12 protein-coding genes are annotated in these 17,486 nt (G+C 70.8%); 5 read left to right on the plus strand and 7 right to left on the minus strand.

Features of this window, described 5'->3' with window-relative positions; all coding sequences use genetic code 11:
- The first annotated feature begins 39 nt into the window (after nucleotides 1-39).
- Nucleotides 40-1,230 (plus strand): acyl-CoA dehydrogenase family protein, encoded by a 1,191-nt coding sequence (locus tag HYV93_02280; protein ID MBI2524788.1) that lies wholly within the window; start codon nucleotides 40-42, stop codon nucleotides 1,228-1,230.
- A 24-nt stretch (nucleotides 1,231-1,254) separates the two neighbouring features.
- Here the strand turns inward: HYV93_02280 and HYV93_02285 are convergent, their stop codons facing one another.
- Genes HYV93_02285 through HYV93_02315 form a run of 7 tightly spaced genes read right to left on the minus strand, consistent with a single transcriptional unit; the run spans nucleotide 1,255 to nucleotide 11,217 of the window.
- Nucleotides 1,255-1,644, minus strand: a complete 390-nt coding sequence (locus HYV93_02285) for a hypothetical protein (protein MBI2524789.1) — start codon at nucleotides 1,642-1,644, stop codon at nucleotides 1,255-1,257.
- The gene (locus HYV93_02290) at nucleotides 1,644-2,867 is read right to left on the minus strand and encodes an ABC transporter permease (GenBank protein MBI2524790.1); all 1,224 of its coding nucleotides are present in this window, start codon (nucleotides 2,865-2,867) and stop codon (nucleotides 1,644-1,646) included. The genes HYV93_02285 and HYV93_02290 overlap by 1 nt, the downstream gene beginning before the upstream one ends.
- A gap of 5 nt (nucleotides 2,868-2,872) precedes the next feature.
- Nucleotides 2,873-3,616 carry an ABC transporter ATP-binding protein gene (locus tag HYV93_02295; protein MBI2524791.1) on the minus strand — a complete coding sequence of 248 codons (744 nt, stop codon included), beginning with the start codon at nucleotides 3,614-3,616 and terminating at the stop codon, nucleotides 2,873-2,875.
- Nucleotides 3,617-3,627: 11 nt separating this feature from the next.
- Nucleotides 3,628-5,307, minus strand: coding sequence for an efflux RND transporter periplasmic adaptor subunit (locus HYV93_02300; GenBank protein MBI2524792.1), 1,680 nt, complete (start codon nucleotides 5,305-5,307; stop codon nucleotides 3,628-3,630).
- Between the two features lie 33 nt (nucleotides 5,308-5,340).
- Nucleotides 5,341-6,750, minus strand: coding sequence for a TolC family protein (locus HYV93_02305; protein MBI2524793.1), 1,410 nt, complete (start codon nucleotides 6,748-6,750; stop codon nucleotides 5,341-5,343).
- Nucleotides 6,747-9,914, minus strand: coding sequence for an efflux RND transporter permease subunit (locus HYV93_02310; protein MBI2524794.1), 3,168 nt, complete (start codon nucleotides 9,912-9,914; stop codon nucleotides 6,747-6,749). The genes HYV93_02305 and HYV93_02310 overlap by 4 nt, the downstream gene beginning before the upstream one ends.
- Nucleotides 9,915-9,921: 7 nt before the next feature.
- Complete coding sequence (locus HYV93_02315; GenBank protein ID MBI2524795.1) at nucleotides 9,922-11,217, minus strand: efflux RND transporter periplasmic adaptor subunit; 1,296 nt, start codon at nucleotides 11,215-11,217, stop codon at nucleotides 9,922-9,924.
- Nucleotides 11,218-11,456: 239 nt separating this feature from the next.
- Between HYV93_02315 and HYV93_02320 the strand changes: the two genes are divergently transcribed.
- The 4 genes from HYV93_02320 (at nucleotide 11,457) to HYV93_02335 (ending at nucleotide 17,486) form a co-directional block, all read left to right on the plus strand.
- Nucleotides 11,457-13,763: a vitamin B12-dependent ribonucleotide reductase gene (locus HYV93_02320; GenBank protein ID MBI2524796.1), complete on the plus strand. Its 2,307-nt coding sequence runs from the start codon at nucleotides 11,457-11,459 to the stop codon at nucleotides 13,761-13,763.
- Between the two features lie 18 nt (nucleotides 13,764-13,781).
- Nucleotides 13,782-14,099, plus strand: coding sequence for a hypothetical protein (locus tag HYV93_02325; protein ID MBI2524797.1), 318 nt, complete (start codon nucleotides 13,782-13,784; stop codon nucleotides 14,097-14,099).
- Between the two features lie 286 nt (nucleotides 14,100-14,385).
- Entirely contained in the window at nucleotides 14,386-14,790 is a 405-nt protein-coding gene (locus HYV93_02330; GenBank protein MBI2524798.1) for a cytochrome c, read from the plus strand.
- 353 nt (nucleotides 14,791-15,143) lie between these two features.
- Nucleotides 15,144-17,486 carry a GAF domain-containing protein gene (locus tag HYV93_02335; GenBank protein MBI2524799.1) on the plus strand — a complete coding sequence of 781 codons (2,343 nt, stop codon included), beginning with the start codon at nucleotides 15,144-15,146 and terminating at the stop codon, nucleotides 17,484-17,486.

Below are 17,486 nucleotides of genomic sequence, written 5' to 3' on the forward strand. Positions count from 1 at the left end.
CATTGCGCTCCGCGCAGGCGGCGGGCTAGAATCACGGCCATGGACTTCAAGCTCTCGGCCGCGGAAGAGCGCTTCCGTGACGGGCTCAGGCGGTGGCTGGAGGCGAATAGCCCCGGTGACTGGGGCAAGATCCGGGGCAGGCTCCCCGGGCGTGAGGCGCAGGCGGCCTTCCTCATCGACTGGCAGCGGAAGCTTCACGCGGCCGGCTACGTGGGACTGCACTGGCCGGTCGCCTACGGCGGGCGGGGCGCCACCGTGATGGAGCAGGCCATCTTCTACGAGGAGATGGCGCGGGCCCGGGCTCCGGAGCTGCCCAATCCCATCGGGCTGGACATGGCGGGCCCGGCGATCATCGCCCACGGGACCGAGGCGCAGAAGGCGACTCACCTGCCACGGATCCTGTCCGCCGAACACATCTTCTGCCAGGGCTTCTCCGAGCCTGGCGCCGGGAGTGATCTGGCCGCGGTCCAGACGCGGGCCGAGCGGCGCGACGGCGCCTACGTGCTCAACGGACAGAAGGTGTGGACCTCCTACGCTCACTACGCCAACTGGTGCATCCTCCTGGCGCGTACCGACCCCACCGCGCCCCGGCACAGGGGGCTCACCTATCTCATCGTGGACATGCGGAGCCCCGGCTTCTCGCTTCGGCCGCTGCGCCAGATGAGCGGCGATGCGGAGTTCAACGAGATCTTCCTCGACAGCGTGGTCGTGCCTGCCGAGAACGTGCTGGGCCGCGAGAACGGCGGCTGGGAAGTGGCCATCACGACGCTCATGTTCGAGCGCGGGCCTCGTACGCTCTCGCGGCAGCTCCTCCTGCGCCAGGGCATCGCCGAGGCGCTGGAGCTGGCCCGGTCGGTGCAGCGCAACGGCGCGCCGGCCTCGCGAGACCCGGTGATGCGGCAGCGTCTGGCCCAGCTCTACGTCGACTGCGAGACGCTCCGGTACGCCAACCTGCGCATCCTGACCCGGCTCCTGCGGGGCGAGCAGCCCGGGCCCGAGGGCTCAGCCTCCAAGCTTTTCTTCAGCGAGACGTGGCAGCGGCTGCTGGAGATCGCACTCGAGCTGCAGGGGCCGTACGGAGCCCTCTGGCAGGGAAGCCAGCGCGCGGTGGCCGATGGCTGGTGGCAGTTCAGGCATCTCCGCTCCCGCGGCGACACCCTCGCGGGCGGGACGTCGGAGATCATGAAGAACATCCTCAGTGAGCGGGTTCTAGGTCTGCCAAAAGACTGACACTACCCACCTCGGGGACCGAGGTCATGGGCTCTGGGCGCCTCCGGGCACCGCGACCTGGTAGGCCTCGACACTGACCCTGAAGCGGCGCTCCCGCCCGGCCGAGAGCAGGCGCACCTCGAAGGGGGCCGCGCCCCGGGCCGGCACGATCCCCGGCACCCAGGCGCGGCCGCGGCTCACCGCCTGGCCCCCCTCGTCGAGCCCCTCGGCCAGCAGCACCACGTGCTCGTAGGGTGTGGTCGAGGCATTCCTCACCTCCCCGAAGATGATGATGCGGGAGGCGCCCATGCGCTCGGACTGGAAGGTCACGGAGAGGCCCGCGGCGGACTGGGGGGTGTAGACCTGCGCGCCGGCGGCGCCGGCGCCGAGGGCGAGCGCGAGGGAGAGGCCCAGCCGCGGCAGGAGGCGTGCCATCACTCGTATCTGAGGGCCTCGATGGGGTTGAGCAGGGACGCCTTCCGGGCCGGGTAGAAGCCGAAGAAGATGCCGACGGTGGCGGAGAAGCCGAAGGCCAGCAGGATGGCCTGGGGGTTGATGAGGGTGCGCCACGCGGCGAGGTAGGCGATGGCGTAGGAACCGCCCAGTCCCATCACGATCCCGATGATCCCGCCGATGAGCGACAGCGTCACGGCCTCCACGAGGAACTGGGTGAGGATGTCCCGCCCCCGGGCGCCCACGGCCATCCTGAGCCCGATCTCGCGCGTGCGCTCCGTCACCGACACCAGCATGATGTTCATGATCCCGATGCCGCCCACCAGCAGCGACACCGAGGCGATGGCGGCCAGCAGCATGGTGAGGATCCGCGAGGACTCCTCCTCGGCCTGGAGCATCTCCGACAGGTTCCGGATCCAGAAGTCGTCCTCCTGGTAAGCCTGCAGCCGGTGGCGCTGGCGGAGGAGCTGCCGCATCTCCTCCTCCACCGCCTTCATGTTCTCCCCGTCGCGGACTCGCACCGTGATGACATTCACCGAGTCAGCCTTGGGCTGGGAGGGGCCCAGCACGCGTTTCTTCGCCGTGGTGAGCGGGATCACGACGGTGTCGTCCTGGTCCTGCCCCCAGTTGCTCTGGCCCTTGCGCTCGAGGACGCCGATGATCGTCAGGGGTGTCTCGCGGACCCGGATGACCTGGCCCACCGGGTCCCCGCCCTCGAAGAGGTTGGCGACCACGGTCTGCCCCACCAGGACGACCTTGGCGGCGGCCTCCACCTCCTCCTGCGTGAACCAGCGCCCGGAGGCCGCCGCCCACTGCCGCGTCTCCTCGAGGTCGGGAGTCGTGCCCTGGATCACCGAGGCCCAGTTCTGGTTGCCGACGATCACCTGTCCGGTGCCCCGGCGGACGGGCGCCACGGACTGGACGGCCGCCAGCTCGCGGGCCACAGCGCGTGCGTCGCCCTCGGTGATGGTCGGGCGGCTGCCCAGGCCCATGCGGATCCCGCTGGACCAGACGCTGCCCGGCAGGATGATGATGAGATTGGAGCCCAGCGCGCGGATCTGCTCGGCGACGCGCTGCTGCGCCCCGGCGCCCACCGAGACCATGGCGATGACGGCGCCCACCCCGATGATGATGCCGAGCATGGTCAGCACGCTGCGGAGCGGGTTGGCGCGGAGCGCCCGCAGCGCGATCCGCGCGCCGACCATGATGTTCACGCCGCGGCCTCCTCGGCCTGGGCCGTGGGCAGCTGCCTCGCCTCCGCCTCGGCATCGCGCGGGTCCGCGATGCGGGCGTCGCGCCCGAGGACGCCGTCGCGAAAGTGCAGGATGCGGCCGGCGTACTGCGCGATGTCGGCCTCGTGGGTGACGAGCACGATGGTGATGCCCTGGCGGTTCAGGTGCTGGAGCAGCGCGATGATCTCGACGCTCGTCCGGGTGTCCAGGTTCCCCGTGGGCTCGTCGGCGAGGATCAGGGAGGGGCTGTTGACGAGGGCGCGGGCGATCGCGACGCGTTGCTGCTGCCCCCCGGAGAGCTGGCTCGGCTGGTGATGTTCCCGGTCGGCCAGCCCGACGGCGCGGAGCTTCGCCCGCGCCCGCTCGCGCCGCTCCGCGGCGGGGATCCTGCCGTACATGAGCGGCAGCTCCACGTTCTCCAGCGCGCTGGCGCGCGCCAGCAGGTTGAAGCCCTGGAAGACGAAGCCCACCTTCCGGTTCCGGATGCGGGCGAGCTGGTTCACGCCGAGCCTCGAGACGTCGTCGCCGTCAAGGAGATAGCGCCCCGACGTGGGGCTGTCGAGGCAGCCCAGCAGGTTCATGAAGGTGGACTTGCCGGAGCCCGAGGGGCCCATGACCGCCACGAACTCGCCCGCCTCGACGGTGACCGTGATGCCCCGGAGCGCGTGGACCGTCTGGCTGCCCAGCCGGTAATCCTTGGCGAGCTTCGCCGTCTCGATGATCGGCATGGCCGCTAGAGCCGTGCCCGCGGGGCGGCCCCGGGCGACTGTACCGGTCTCGGAGCGGAGGGGGCGACCCCGCCCGGGGTGACGGCCCCCACGATCACCTCCTGGCCTTCCTTGAGCTCGCCCCCGTGCACCTCGGTGGCCGTGCCATCGCTGATCCCGAGACGTAGCGTGACCGCGCGCGGCTTTCCCTCGGCGCCCACCACCCAGACCCGTCCGGCTCGCTCGCCGCCGCCGGCCCTGGCGGGCTGGCCCGAGGGCAGCTGGTCGTAGACGGTTTGCTGCTCGGGGTCCAGCAGGGCGCGGACCTTCTGCCGGCTCTCCTCGCGGATGCGGAGAGCGGCCGTGCGCCGCTGTTGCTGGGGGACGCGCGCCAGCGCCCGGAACTGGGCGTAGCTCTCCTCGAGGATCGGTTCCAGCCTCCTCTGCTGCTCCTCGTTGAGCTTGAGCTCGCGAAGCAGCCGCTCCCGCGTCTGCTCGATGGTGGGAAAGCCGCCACCCTGCGCGGACGGGCCGCTGCCGGGGGCTCCCAGGGGCGCCTGGGCGGGGGCGGGAGCCTCCTCGCCCGGCGGGCGGAAGCGGAGCGCCGCGTTGGGGACCTTGACGACGCCCGACCGGGAGTCCACGACGATGCGGACATTGGCCGTCATCCCGGGCAGGAGCTTCTGCTCCGGGTTGTCCACGGCGACGACCACGTTGTAGGTGACCACGTTGGCGATCGGTCGGGGCGCCTTCCGGATCTGAACCACCTGGCCGGCGAAGGTCTCGGTGGGGAAAGAGTCCACGGTGAAGGTGACGCGCTGGCCCACCTGGGTGCGCCCGATGTCGGCCTCGTCCACGTTGGTGTCCACCTGCATCTTGGTGAGGTCCTGGGCGATGTTGAAGAGCGTGGGGGCGGAGAGGCTGGCGGCGACCGTCTGTCCCACGTCCACGTTGCGCGCGACCACCACGCCGTCCACGGGGGAGCGGATGGAGGTGTATTCCAGGTCCACCTGGGCCTGCTGGAGCACCGCGCGCTTCTGGCGGACCGTGGCCTCCGCCGTCTTCACCTGGGCCTCCGTGACCTTGAGCTGGGCCGCCGCCGCACGGATGGCTGAGGCCAGCGCCTGCTCCTGGGCCCGGGCGGAGTCGAGCTGGGCCGCCGCCGCGTCGTGCACCGCCTGGGCCGTGTCCAGCTCGCTGCGGGCGATGAGCTCGCGCTTGAAGAGGTCCCGCTTGCGGTCGAGATCCCGCCGGCCGTCGAGCAGGGTGACCTCCGCCTTGGCCGTCTGCGCCCGGGCCGAGGCCAGCGCCGCCCGGGCATTGTCCACATCGGCACGGGCCCGCTCGACCTGGGCCCGCTGGTTCAGGACGCCGGCCTCGACAGCCTCCACGTCGGCGCGCGCCTGGCTGACCTTCGCCTCGAAGGTGGAGGGGTCGATCCGTGCGATGAGCTGGTTGCGCTTCACCTGCGAGTTGAAGTCGACGAACAGCTCTTTGACCTGGCCGGAGACCTGGGAGCCCACCTGGACGGTGATGACCGGGTTGAGGCTCCCCGTGGCCGACACGGAGGCGACGAGGTTCCCCCGCGTGACGGCGGCCGTCCGGAAGCGAAGGGCGCTGCCGCCGCTCTGCGAGTAGAGGTAGGCCCCGGTGATCCCCGCGGCGGCGACGAGGATGCCGAGGGCCAGGCCGAGCCGGCGCTTCATGGGTGTCAGACGCCCCGCGGCGGGCGCATATTCCTAACGGCGTCCGAGGGCCCGCTCGAGCCGGGCGATGGCGATTCGGTAGTCCGCGAGGGCCTGTGCCTCCACCGATTGGGCCCGGGTGAGCGCCAGCTGGGCATCGGTGAGCTCGATGATGGTCCCCACGCCGGCGTCGAAGCGCCCCTGGCCGAGCCGGAAGTTCTCCTGAGCGGACTCCACGGCCTTGGCGGCCGCGCCGATCCGCTCCTCGGCCTCGGCGAGGCTGACGTGGGCCTGCTCCACCTGCTGCCAGATCGACAGCTCCGCGTCGCGGATCCGCGCCTGGGCGGCATCCCGGGCCGCCAGCGACTCCCGGTACCTGGCGATCTTGTTGCCGCCGTCGAAGATGCTCCAGTTCAGCTGCACGCCGAAGCTGTAGATCTCGTTCATGTCGGCGCGCTGGGCGCCATAGGTACCGCTGCCCACGACGTTGGGGAAGAAGTCGCGGAAGGTCTGCCGGGCGGTGGCGTCGGCGGCCTCGAACCTCGCCCTGGCCTGCCGGTACTCCGCCCGGCGGCTGAGGGCCTCGGTCACGAGGGCCTCCCGGTCCAGCTTGAACACCTCGTAGGCGAGGATGTCCTTCACGCGGGTGGGCGCGTTGATCGCGATGCCCATGGCGGTGTTGAGCGCGATGCGCGCCAGGCTCACCGCGTTCTGCGAGCGGATGAGGTCCACCCGCGCGTTGGCCACGTCCACCTCGGCCCGGGTCACGTCGAACTTGGGCCGCGTCCCCACCTCGAAGAAGCCGCGCGCGCTGCGGAGGTTCAGCTCGGCGCGGTCCACGGCCTGGGCGTTGACGACGACCAGGCGGGCGGCGAAGAGCTGGTTGAAGTAGGCCTCCTTCACGGCCAGGGCGATCAGGTCCTTCTGCAGCTCCACGTCCTGCCGCGAGGACTCGGCGCTGGCCTTGGCGGCGTCGGTGGCCGCGAAGGTCTTGCCGAAGTCCCAGAGGAGCTGCGAGGCCGTGATGCTGGCGGTGGTGGAAAGCGAGTGGGAGGTGACGGTCACCGTGCGCCGCATGGACAGCGGCACATCGGCGGTGGCGCTCGGCGTGCTCTGGCTCACGGTCTGGTTCTCGAAACCGTTCCAGAGCCCGCTCAGCTGCGGCAGCAGCGGCGACAGCGCCTGCGCCACCCGCTGCTGGGCCGCCAGGTAGTCGCCGATCCGCGCCAGGATCTGCGGCTGGTTGTCGAGCGCGATGGCCACGGCCTCCTCGAGGGTCAGCTCGCGCTCGGCGATCTGCGGGGGGGTGGCGAAGGGGCGCAGCCCGGCCGGGGCGGGCAGGGGCTCCCGCGGCTTCATGGGATCGGCCGCCGTGGGCTGCGCGGCGGCGACCCCCGGGCAGAGCGCCAGCGCCAGCAGGAGCCCCGTCAGAAGGCGGGGGGCGCGGGGGCGGAAGGCAGTCATGCGGTCTCTCCTTGGGGGGCCAGTGACCCGGAAGCTTCCCCGACACGGCGCGGGAAGCGCGTCTCGAGCATAACGTAGAGCGTCGGGATCAGGATGAGCGTGAGCACGCTGGACACCGCCAGCCCTCCGATGACGGCGCGGGCCAGGGGCGCATTGGCCTCGCTCCCCACGTCGATGCCCAGCGCCATGGGGAAGAGCGCGACCAGTGTCGTGAGGGTGGTCATGAGGATGGGGCGCAGGCGCGTCCGCCCCCCGTTCACGACGGCCTCGAGGAGCCCCTGACCCTGACGGCGAAGCTCGTTGATGTACTCCACCAGGAGCACCCCGTTGGACACAACGATGCCCACCATCATGATGATGCCCATGAACGAGGTGACGTTGAGCGTCGTGTGCGTCAGGAAGAGGGCCCAGATGACGCCGATCATCCCCAGCGGCACCGAGAACATGATGATGAACGGATCCAGCAGCGACCGGAACTGGGAGGCCATGACCATGTAGACGAGGAGCAGGGCCAGGACGGCGGTGAACCGGAGGCTGCCGAAGGCCTCGCGCTGTTGCTGGGTCTGGCCGCCCAGCTGGAGCGAGAACCCCGGGGGCAGAGGCAGGGCCTGCAGACGCTCCTCGATCTCCGCGGACAGCGTGCCCAGGTCGCGCCCGGCGGGGTTGGCTGAGATCTTGACGATGCGCTGCTGGTACTTCCGTTCGATCATCACGGGCCCGGCGCCCTGGCGGATCTCGGCCAGGCTCCCCAGGAGCACCGGTCGGCCACCGTCGCCGAGGACGAAGATGCGGCCCAGATCCTCCGCCCGCGCGCGGAACTCCTCGTCGAGCTGCACGACGGCGTTGTACTGGTTGCCCGTGCGCGGGTCAGTGAAGACCGAGGGGTTCACGCTGATGTTGCTGTTGAGCGAGACGAGGGCCGCCTGCGCGATGTCCCGCTGGCTCACCCCCGCCGTGGCCGCCTTCTCGCGGTCCACCACGATGTCGAACTGCGGGTAGTTCTCCTCGCGGCTCACGAAGACGTCGGCGATGCCGGCGGTCTCCTGCATCGCGGTGACGATCTTTTGGGCCACCGTGCGGGCCTCGCCCAGCTCGTAGCCCAGGGACTCCACCTCGATGGCCTGCTGGGCGCCGAAGTTCAGGACGCGACTCACGATGCCGCCGAACTGCACCTGGTAGGTGGTGCCCGGGAACTGGCCGGCGAGCTTGGGCCGGATGGCGGCCACGATGTCGCGGTCGTTGCGCTGACGGCGATCCGGCGAGGCCAGGTAGACCTGCAGCTGCGCCGCGTGCGGGCCGGTGTTCTGGGAGAAGAGGCCGGAGCGTCCCTGGGGCACGCCCACGGTGGCGACCATGGAGGTGTACTCGCCCGGCCGGAGGGTGCTCCTCACGATGCCTTCCATCGTCGCGATCAGGCGCTCCGTCTGCTCCACGCGGGTGCCCACCGGCGCGCGCACCCGGATGATGAACTGGCTCTCGTCGGAGGCCGGGAAGAACTCCGTGCCGATGAGCGGCACGAGCCCGAGGGTGGCGACCAGGACGGCCAGGATGCCGCCCACCACGAGGCGGCGGTGGCCGAGGGCCCAGTGCAGGGCCCGCTGGTAGACGACGTCCAGGCGCAGGAGCGTGCTGGAGCTCCAGCCGAGAAGCCGGGCCAAGGGGTTCTGGCGTCGGGGCGCGGCCTCCGGAGCCCCCTTGAGCCAGTGCAGGCAGAGGAGCGGGGTGACGGTCCGCGAGATGAGGAAGGAGGCGAAGAGCGAGCACGAGATGGTGAAGGTGAGGGGAATGAAGAGGAGCCGCGCCTGCCCCTCGAGGAAGACCGTGGGCAGGAACACCACGATCGTGGTGATGGTGGAGACGAAGATCGGCATGGCCACCTCGCGGGCGGCGTCCAGCACTGCGAGCCGCCGGGGCTTGTCGGCGATGGCGAGGTGGCGGTTGATGTTCTCCAGCTCCACGATGGAGTCGTCCAGCAGGCGGCCCACGGCCAGCGCGAGCCCCCCGAGCGTGAAGACGTTGAGCGTCTGCCCGAGGAGGTACATGGCGATCATCGTGAGGAGCAGCGAGAGCGGAATGGCGATGGAGATGATCAGCGTCGAGACCAGCGACCGCAGGAAGAGCAGGATGACGAGGAAGGCCAGCACCGAGCCCAGGGCGGCCTCGTGCCACAGGCTCCGGATCGACTGCTTGATGTAGACCGACTGGTCGAAGGTGAGGTTGACGGCCACGCCGGCGGGCACCCCGAGCAGCTTCGGCACCACCGCCTTGATCGAGTCCACCACCTCCACCGTGTTGGCCCCCGGCTGCTTGTTGACCCGGAGATAGACGGCGCGCTCGCCGTTGACGCGGGCGATGGACTGCTGCGTTTCCCACGAGTCGTCCACGCGGCCGAGGTCGCGCAGGCGGATGGGCGTGCCGCCGCTCCGGCGAACCACGATGCCCTCCATGGGCTCCACCACGGAGAACTGGTTGTTGGTGAAGACGTTGTAGTCGAGCTGGCCGAGCTTCACGTCTCCCGAGGGGAGGAGGAAGTTGGAGTCGTTGACCGCCCTGGCGACCTCGGTGACGGAGATGGCCTTGGCGTAGAGGAGGTCACGGTTCAGGTTCACGGTGATCTGCCGGATCTTGCCGCCGTCCACGTTGGCCGAGGCGACGCCCGGTACCCGCTCCAGCTGGGGCTCGATGGTGTTGTAGGCGAGGTCGTAGAGCTGCTTCTCGTCCAGCCCGCCGCCCGAGACGGTGACGAGGCAGACCGGGATGTTCGAGAGGTCGAACTTGAGGATGAAGGGCTGCTGCACGCCCGCAGGGAGCGCGTTCATGATCTGCTGGATCCGCTGGACCACCTCCGTGAGCCCGGCGTCCAGATCGTACCCCCACTGGAAGGCCACCTCGACGACGGAGATGCCCTGCCGCGACCGCGATTCCACGTGACGCACGCCGGCCACGGCCGAGACCGCCTTCTCGATGGGGTAGGTGACCGTCCGCTCCACGTCCTGGACATTCGCCCCCTTGTAGATGGTGCCGATGCGGATGGACGGAAAGTTGATGTTGGGGAAGAGATCGATGGGCGTCCGGCTGAGCGAGGTGGCGCCGAGCAGCACGATGGCCAGCGAGGCCATGAGGACTGCAATGCCGTTGCGAAGGGCCAGGAGGGTGAGCCACATGGAGCGGCTAGCCCCCCGTCGCTGGCACGGCGCGGACCGTCTGCCCCGGCTTCACGAGGTCCTTGCCCTGGACGATGACCTGGTCGGCCTCGGCGAGCCCGCTGACCACCTCGAGCCAGCCGCCGTCGGCCAGGCCGACCTCGACGGCCACGGACTGCGCCGCGCCCCCGCGCACGGCCATCACCGAGGGCTTGCCCTCGCCGAGCCGCAGGGCCTCGACCGGGATGACCAGCGCGGCAGCGCGCCGGTCCACGACCAGGTCCACCCGCGCGAACATCCCGGGCTTGAGCCGCCCGTCGGGGTTGGGGATGTCCACCTCGATGCCCATGGTGCGACTCCGCGGATCGAGGTTCTGAACGATCCGGGCGACGCGTCCCGTGAAGACCTCGCCCCTGTACGGGTCCACGCCCAGGCGGACGGCGAGCCCCGGCGTGACCCGGGCGATCTGTCGCTCCGGGACCTCGACCTGGACTCTCACGCTGGCGATGTCCTGGAGGACGAGGATCCCGAGGGACGAGGTGTTGGTGCCCGAGGACTGAGCGCTGACCGTGGCGCCGGGGTCCAGGTTGCGCTGGGAGACGAAGCCGGTGAAGGGGGCGACGAGCCGCGTGTTGGAAAGGTTGGTCTCGGCCAGGCGGAGCGTGGCGCGGTAGGTCTCCACCTGCGCCATGGCCAGGCGCACCTGGCTCTCCGAGGTGGCGATCTGGGTCTCGGCGACGAGCAGCTGGGCGTCGGCCGACTGGACGCTGGCCCGCGAGGACTCGGCCAGCGTCCGCGCATTGTCCCAGTCGGTCGCGGAGACCAGCCCCCGCTCGAACAGGGTCTTCATCCGCTCGGCCTGGCGGGCGTCGTTGGCCGCCACGGCCCGCGCCCGGCTCAGGTTGGCGCGCTGGTTCTCGAGGCTCGCCCGGTGGCCCTCGAGCGTCGAGCGCGCCATCTGCAGCCCCGCCTGGCCGCTGAGCAGGCCGGCCCGCGCCTGCTCCACCTGGGCCTGGAGCTCCTGGTCGTCGATCTCGACGAGGAGCTGGCCGGCGCGGACGAGATCGCCCCGGTCGGCGTGGATGCGGCGGATGTAGCCCGAGACCTTGGAGAAGATCGCAGCCTGCTGGGCCGGGAGGATATCGGCGGTGGAGGCGAGCTTCACCTCGAGGTCGCGGCGCGCCGGCGTGATGACCCCCACCAGGGCGTCGTCCCTGGGGTGCTGAACGGCGCGCGCCTGCTGATCCTTCAGCCGGGAGGCCACGAGAACCCCGAGGATGATCGCCAGGCCCAGCAGGGCCAGGCCGACCCGGTAGCGTCTCAACGGGCCCACGGGCTGCTGGCGGGGCCGGGGGCCCGGAGGCGGATTGCCCTGCAGTGCCCGCGTCTCCGGGCGGAGGGCAGGAGGCAGTTCATAGGGCTCCCACGACCATGGCCCCCCATTCTAGCCATTCCGCGGGCCCACGCAAACATCGAAGTTCCCGGGGGAAAACGGCGGGGAGCCCGAGGGCCATGTGCTACGCTTACTCCTGCGTCCCTTTCAGCGGGCGCAGGAGTCCTTCAATGGACCGTTCCCCGCTAGCCGAGGACAGGCCGGCCAAGACCGGCCGCTGGAGCGAGGCCGCCCTCCGCGTGCTGCGCGAGCGCTATCTCTCCCGTGACCGGGGTGAGGTGGTGGAGACGCCGGAGGAGATGTGCTGGCGGGTCGCCCGTGCCATCGCCGCCGCCGAGGAGCGCGTCGGACGGAGCGCCGCCGCGATCCGCGAGGTGGCCGCGGCCTTCTACGACGTGATGGTGGAAGGCCGCTTCCTGCCCAACTCGCCGACGCTGATGAATGCGGGCAAGGGGAACCTGCTCCAGTACTCGGCCTGCTACGTGCTGCCCGTGGGCGACTCCATGGAGGAGATCTTCGAGTCCGTGAAGGCCGCCGCAATCATCCACCAGTCCGGCGGGGGAACGGGCTTCGCCTTCTCGCGCCTCAGGCCGAAGAACGACTTCGTGCGCTCCACGGGCGGGCGGGCCTCGGGTCCCGTGTCCTTCCTCCGGGTGTTCAACGCCGCCACCGATGCGGTGAAGCAGGGGGGGATGCGCCGGGGCGCGAACATGGGCATTCTGCGCGTGGACCATCCCGACATCCTGGAGTTCGTCGAGTGCAAGCTCGACGGGGGTATCACCAACTTCAACATCTCGGTGGCGGCCACCGACACGTTCATGGAGGCGCTCGCGCGCGGTGGCGACTACGAGCTGGTCAACCCGCGTACGGGGCTCGCGACGGGCCGGCTGTCGGCGCGCGAGGTGTTCGACCGCATCGTGCGCGCCGCGTGGCGCACGGGCGACCCGGGGATGATCTTCCTCGACCGCATCAACGCCAGTCCCGCGAACCCCACCCCCGAGCTCGGGCTCATCGAGGCGACGAACCCGTGCGGGGAGCAGGCTCTCGGGCCCAACGACGCCTGTAACCTCGGCTCCGTCAACGTCTCGCGCCTCGTCCGCGAGCCGGCGCCGGAGGGATGGAGCATCGACTGGGACGAGCTGGAGCACGTGGTACGCTTGGCCGTGCGCTTCCTCGACGACGTGATCGAAGTGAACCCTTACCCGCTGCCGCAGATCGACGCCATGGTGAAGGCCAACCGGCGCATCGGGCTCGGGATCATGGGCTGGGCCGACCTGCTGTTCACGCTCGGGATTCCGTACGACAGCCAGGAGGCGCTGGACCTCGCCGAGCGGCTCATGGCCTTCGTGAACGACAAGGCGCACGATCAGTCGGCGCGGCTGGCCGAGGAGCGTGGCCCCTTCCCCAACTGGAGCCGCTCGAGCTATCGCGCCGGGCGGCCGCTGCGCAACGCCACGGTGACGGCCATCGCGCCCACGGGCACGATCTCCATGATCGCCGGCTGCTCCTCGGGCATCGAGCCGGTGTTCGCGCTCGCCTTCGAACATCGCGTGAAGGGCGCCGACGGCGATCGCGTCCTGCCCTTCGTGAACCAGACCTTCGAGCGCCTGGCGCGGGCGCGGGGATTCCACTCCGAGGCGCTCATGTCCGAGGTGGCGCGCCGCGGCTCCATCCAGGGCATCCCGGGAGTGGACGAGGCGACGCGGCGTGTCTTCAAGACCGCGCACGAGATCGACGCCCGGTGGCACGTCCGCCAGCAGGCCGCTTTCCAGCGCCACACCGACAACGGCGTGTCCAAGACGATCAACCTGCCCCAGGAAGCGACGGAGGGCGACGTGGCGCAGGCCTATCTCCTGGCCTGGGAGGAGGGCTGCCTCGGCATCACGGTCTTCCGTGACGGCTGCAAGGGGACGCAGGTGCTGAATGTCGGGGTGGGCCCGGGCGGGCCGCGCGAGGCGGACACCTCGCTGCTCGGGGAGCGCGTGGTCAAGCCGCGCCCCCACAGCCTGGCCGGACACACCTACCGGATGGAGACGCCCATCGGGACCGCCTTCGTCACGGTCAATGACACCGAGAGCGGGGAGCCCTTCGAGGTCTTCGTGCAGGTGGGGAAGGCGGGCTCCGACACCATGGCGGTGGCCGAGGCGCTGGGACGGCTGGTCTCGCTGGTCCTGCGGCTGCCCTCGCCGCTGTCGGCGCAGCGCCGGGTGGAGGAAGTGATCAGCCAGCTCGCGCGGATCGGGGGCGGCCAGCCCACGGGCTTCGGCGCCTCCAAGGTGCTGTCGCTGCCGGACGCGCTGGCGCGTGTCCTGGGCGAGCACATCGGTGACGTCGCCGGTCGCGGGAGCGGCGCGGCGCGCACGGGACAGCCCTGGGTGCGCCAGGTCGGCGACCTCTGCCGGGAGTGCGGCCAGGCGACGTTCATCTACGAGGAGGGTTGCAAGAAGTGCCTGTCCTGCGGCTTCAACGAATGCTAGGTCCGGCGGGGGTGAGGCATGTCCCCGGAGGGTGAGGACGAGGAAGTGGAGCGGTGGCTGCGGAACTTCGTCCTCTCCCACGCGAAGCGCGAGAGCCCGCGCGTGGAGGCCACGGTCGACGCGGAAGGGGCCCGGGCGAGAGGCAGCTACGGCATCCGGTTGCGCTGCGGCGATGTCTGCCTGCCTCCGCAGGCGGAGCCGTCGATGGCGCTTCCCTTCGCCGAGGTCGCGGAGGGGCGGGGCCGCATGGCCTGGTGCGAGGCGCTCGCCGCCCGGGTGACGGCCATGGCGCGGGAGCTGGTCGAAGTGGGGCGCGGGAAACGCAGCTCCGCGTGACCGCCGGCGCCGCGAAAGCGGCCCGCTGACACTCCTCCGGCGAGCGGAGCGGCGTCTTCAGGTTCCCGGGATGACCTGAGGATCACTGGTTCCGCATGGCTGTGTGGCGGCGCGCGGCCGGGAACCTCACGGTGTGGCGCGAGTTGGCAAGGTAAGCCCCTGCGAGAGCAGCCGAGAGCGGGGCCGACCCGGAAAGCGCTTGACCGTCCGAGCCGCAGCGGTGTTTAATGGCGTGGTTCTGAAGGCGATCACACGAGCCAAGGGCTCGAACTCAGGGAGGAAACCGATGAGGAGATCCATGCTACATGGCGCCGTTGCGGTAGGCCTGGCCGCAGGCCTTGCCATCAGCACGGGAGCCTGGGCCCAGGCGCCCTGGGTCGCGCCCGCTGCCGAGAAGGCGAGGAAGAACCCTGTCCCCCACGGGAAGAAGGCGGAGGAGCAGGGTGAGAAGGTGGCCAAGGTGAACTGCATCTCCTGTCACGGCGCCAAGGGCAAGGGCGATGGGGCCGCCGCCGCCGCCCTCAACCCGAAGCCCGCGGACTGGACCTCGAAGAAGGTTCAGGACGAGACGGACGGTGAGCTGTTCTGGAAGATCTCGAGCGGGCGCGGCGCCATGCCGCCCTGGAAGCATCTGCCGGAGAACGACCGCTGGGCTGTGGTCCACTTCATCCGCTCGCTCAAGGGAAAGTAGTCTCCGTCGATCTCGTCAGGGCGGGGGGCGCGAATCCTCCGGTGATCCGCCCGGAGCGCGTTCCCCCGCGTCTGTCCCTGTTGGAGCTGTGGCCCCGCCGGCCTATGCGCGTGAGGAGCGGGGCAGAGGCTCGCCGGGGAACGACGGGCGTCGGAGAATCTTACGATTTGAGCCCAGCGCCATTGCCGGCGGTGCCGGGGTCCCTCGCCCTCGGCTGAGGGCGGCATGAAATCGGCAGGTTGCATCAACCGCCCGGTGCGGGCATATCTTGGCACGCCCGGTGCTCTAATCACGGGACTGCTACGACAGCCATGACCATCGCTGTTCGCGCTTTCTAGACTTCGGCACTGGCGATGAGCGCCGAGCCGCCGCAGGACCAGGAATCCCCGGAGTTGGAGGCATCGCTCTCGGAGATCAGCCGCGCGCTGGACAGTCTCCGGGACCGCGTCCAGCGCCTCGGTGGGCTCCAGCCCGAGAGTCCCCAGGAAACCGAGCCCCGCGCCGACACGATCGACGCCGTAGACCCGGCGCTGCTCGGAAGCCTGCAGGAGGCCCTTGCCCTGCCGTCGAGCGGGTACGCTCCCGCAGAGATGTTCGGGATCGCCATGGACCGGACGGCCCGGCTCCTCGAGAGCGATCGCTCCATGCTGTTCCTGGTGGATCCCGAGCGCGGGACACTCGAGCCGGCGGCCGCGCGGGGCTTTCGACGCGACGACCTGGGTGGCGTCTCCATCGCGCCGGGCGAGGGGCTCGTGGGGCGCTGTTTCATCGAAGGGCGCGCCCTCTGCTACGGCCGGCCCTCCGAGTCACCCCCCAGCGATCCGTTCGTCGCCCGCTTCCCCGTGCGCGATGCCGTCGCCGTTCCCGTCCGGGCCGACGGGGAGGTGCGGGGTGTGCTCTACGCCGGGCGCCGGGGGCGCAGCGTGCTCTTCACCGCCGAGGACATGCAGCTGCTGCTCGTGATCGCCGACCGCGTGGGCACCGCGTGCGCCCACCAGCGCCTCGTCGACCGGGCCGTGGACCACGTGGCCCGCCTCCGAGAGATAGAGGCGTTCTCGGGCCGGGCCCTCGTCGGGCAGGATCGCAGCGAGACCCTGGCGCGTGCCTGCGAGACGGCCTGCCGGCTGCTCAGGGTCGGCACGGCGGCGCTCGGTGTCCCGGACGGGCAGGGCGGGCTCAGGCTCGAGGCCGCTTCGGGCCTCCCGGCGGCGGCAGCGGAGGCATGGCCAGTGCTGCCCGACGAGGGGCTGCTTCGCGAGCTGTTCGCGACCACTCGCCCCGTCGTCATCCGCGACCTCCGTCAGCGGACGGCAGCGCCCGAGGCCTTCCTCCAGGCCCTCCATCTGCGCGGGTGCCTGCTCGTGCCCCTGCGGATCCACGACCGGATGGTCGGGGCCCTCTACCTGGGCGACGAGCGGGCGCGGGACTTCTCGGCGGACGAGGTGGAGGCGGCGCAGGTGCTGGCCTCGCTCATCGCCCTGGCGCTGGAGAACGAGCGGCTCTACGGGGAGGTGCGGAGCGCCTTCCAGGCGCTCGGCTCCGCCCAGGAGCGGATGGTTCAGAGCGAGAAGGTGCGGGCGCTTGGCGAGATGGCAGGGGGGATCGCGCACGAGTTCAACAACATCCTCGCCATCATCCTGGGGAAGGTCCAGCTCATGCTGGCCCGGGGAGCGGAGGAGAGCTTCCGGGAGGGCCTGGGGCAGGTCGAGGAGGCGGCCTGGCGGGCGGCGGACATCGTCCGCCGACTGCAGGCATTCGCCGCCACCAAGCTGGATGACGCCGCGGCCGCGACGAACCTGAACACCCTCGTGCACGACGCGGTGACCCTCACCCGCGGACTCTGGAAGGACGAGGCCGAGACACGGGGCGCCCGGATCGAGGTGACGACGGACCTGGAGGAGACACCGCCCGTGGCGGGCAGCACGGCGGAACTGCGCGAAGCCGTCACCAACCTCGTCCTCAACGCCATCGATGCGATGCCGCGCGGGGGACAGCTGTTGCTCTCGACCCGGACGCGGGAGGGGGGCGTCGAGCTGAGCGTGAGGGACTCGGGCGAGGGAATGTCCGACGAGGTGCGGCGCCGGGTCTTCGATCCGTTCTTCAGCACGCGCTCGCCGCTCAGGACGGGACTGGGGCTCTCCGTCGTGCACGGCATCGTGTCCCGACACGGGGGTCGGATCGAGGTGAGCAGCGAGCAGGGACAGGGCACCACGGTGACCCTCTGGCTGCCCGCCGGGCAACTCCCCGGCGCGGCGCCCGGAGCGCCGGCCCCTGCGGCGGACCCCGCGGAACGGCGGGAGCCGCCGGGGGACCAGGGCGCCCGCGCGGCCTCGGTCCTCGTCCTCGAGGACGAGGTGCAGATCCGCGAGATGGTGGTGGAAGCGCTGGCGCAGGCCGGATACCGCGTGGACTCGGCCCCGGACGGGCTCAGCGGGCTCGCGCGCTTCCAGCGGGAGCCCAGCGACGTGGTGCTCACGGATCTCTCGCTCCCGGAGCGCTCGGGGCTCGAGGTGGCCCGCGCCGTCAAGCGCATGAGTGCCGAGACGCCCGTGGTCCTCGTGACCGGGTGGGGGCACTTGCTGGATCCCGTCCGGCTGCGCGAGAGCGGCGTGGATCTGACGCTCGTGAAGCCCTTCCGTCTGGAGCGGGTACTGGCCGTCGTGGCCGAGGCGCTGCGATTGCGCCGCCCGGCATGA

Source organism: Candidatus Rokuibacteriota bacterium, assembly GCA_016188005.1.
Classification (GTDB): domain Bacteria; phylum Methylomirabilota; class Methylomirabilia; order Rokubacteriales; family CSP1-6; genus UBA12499.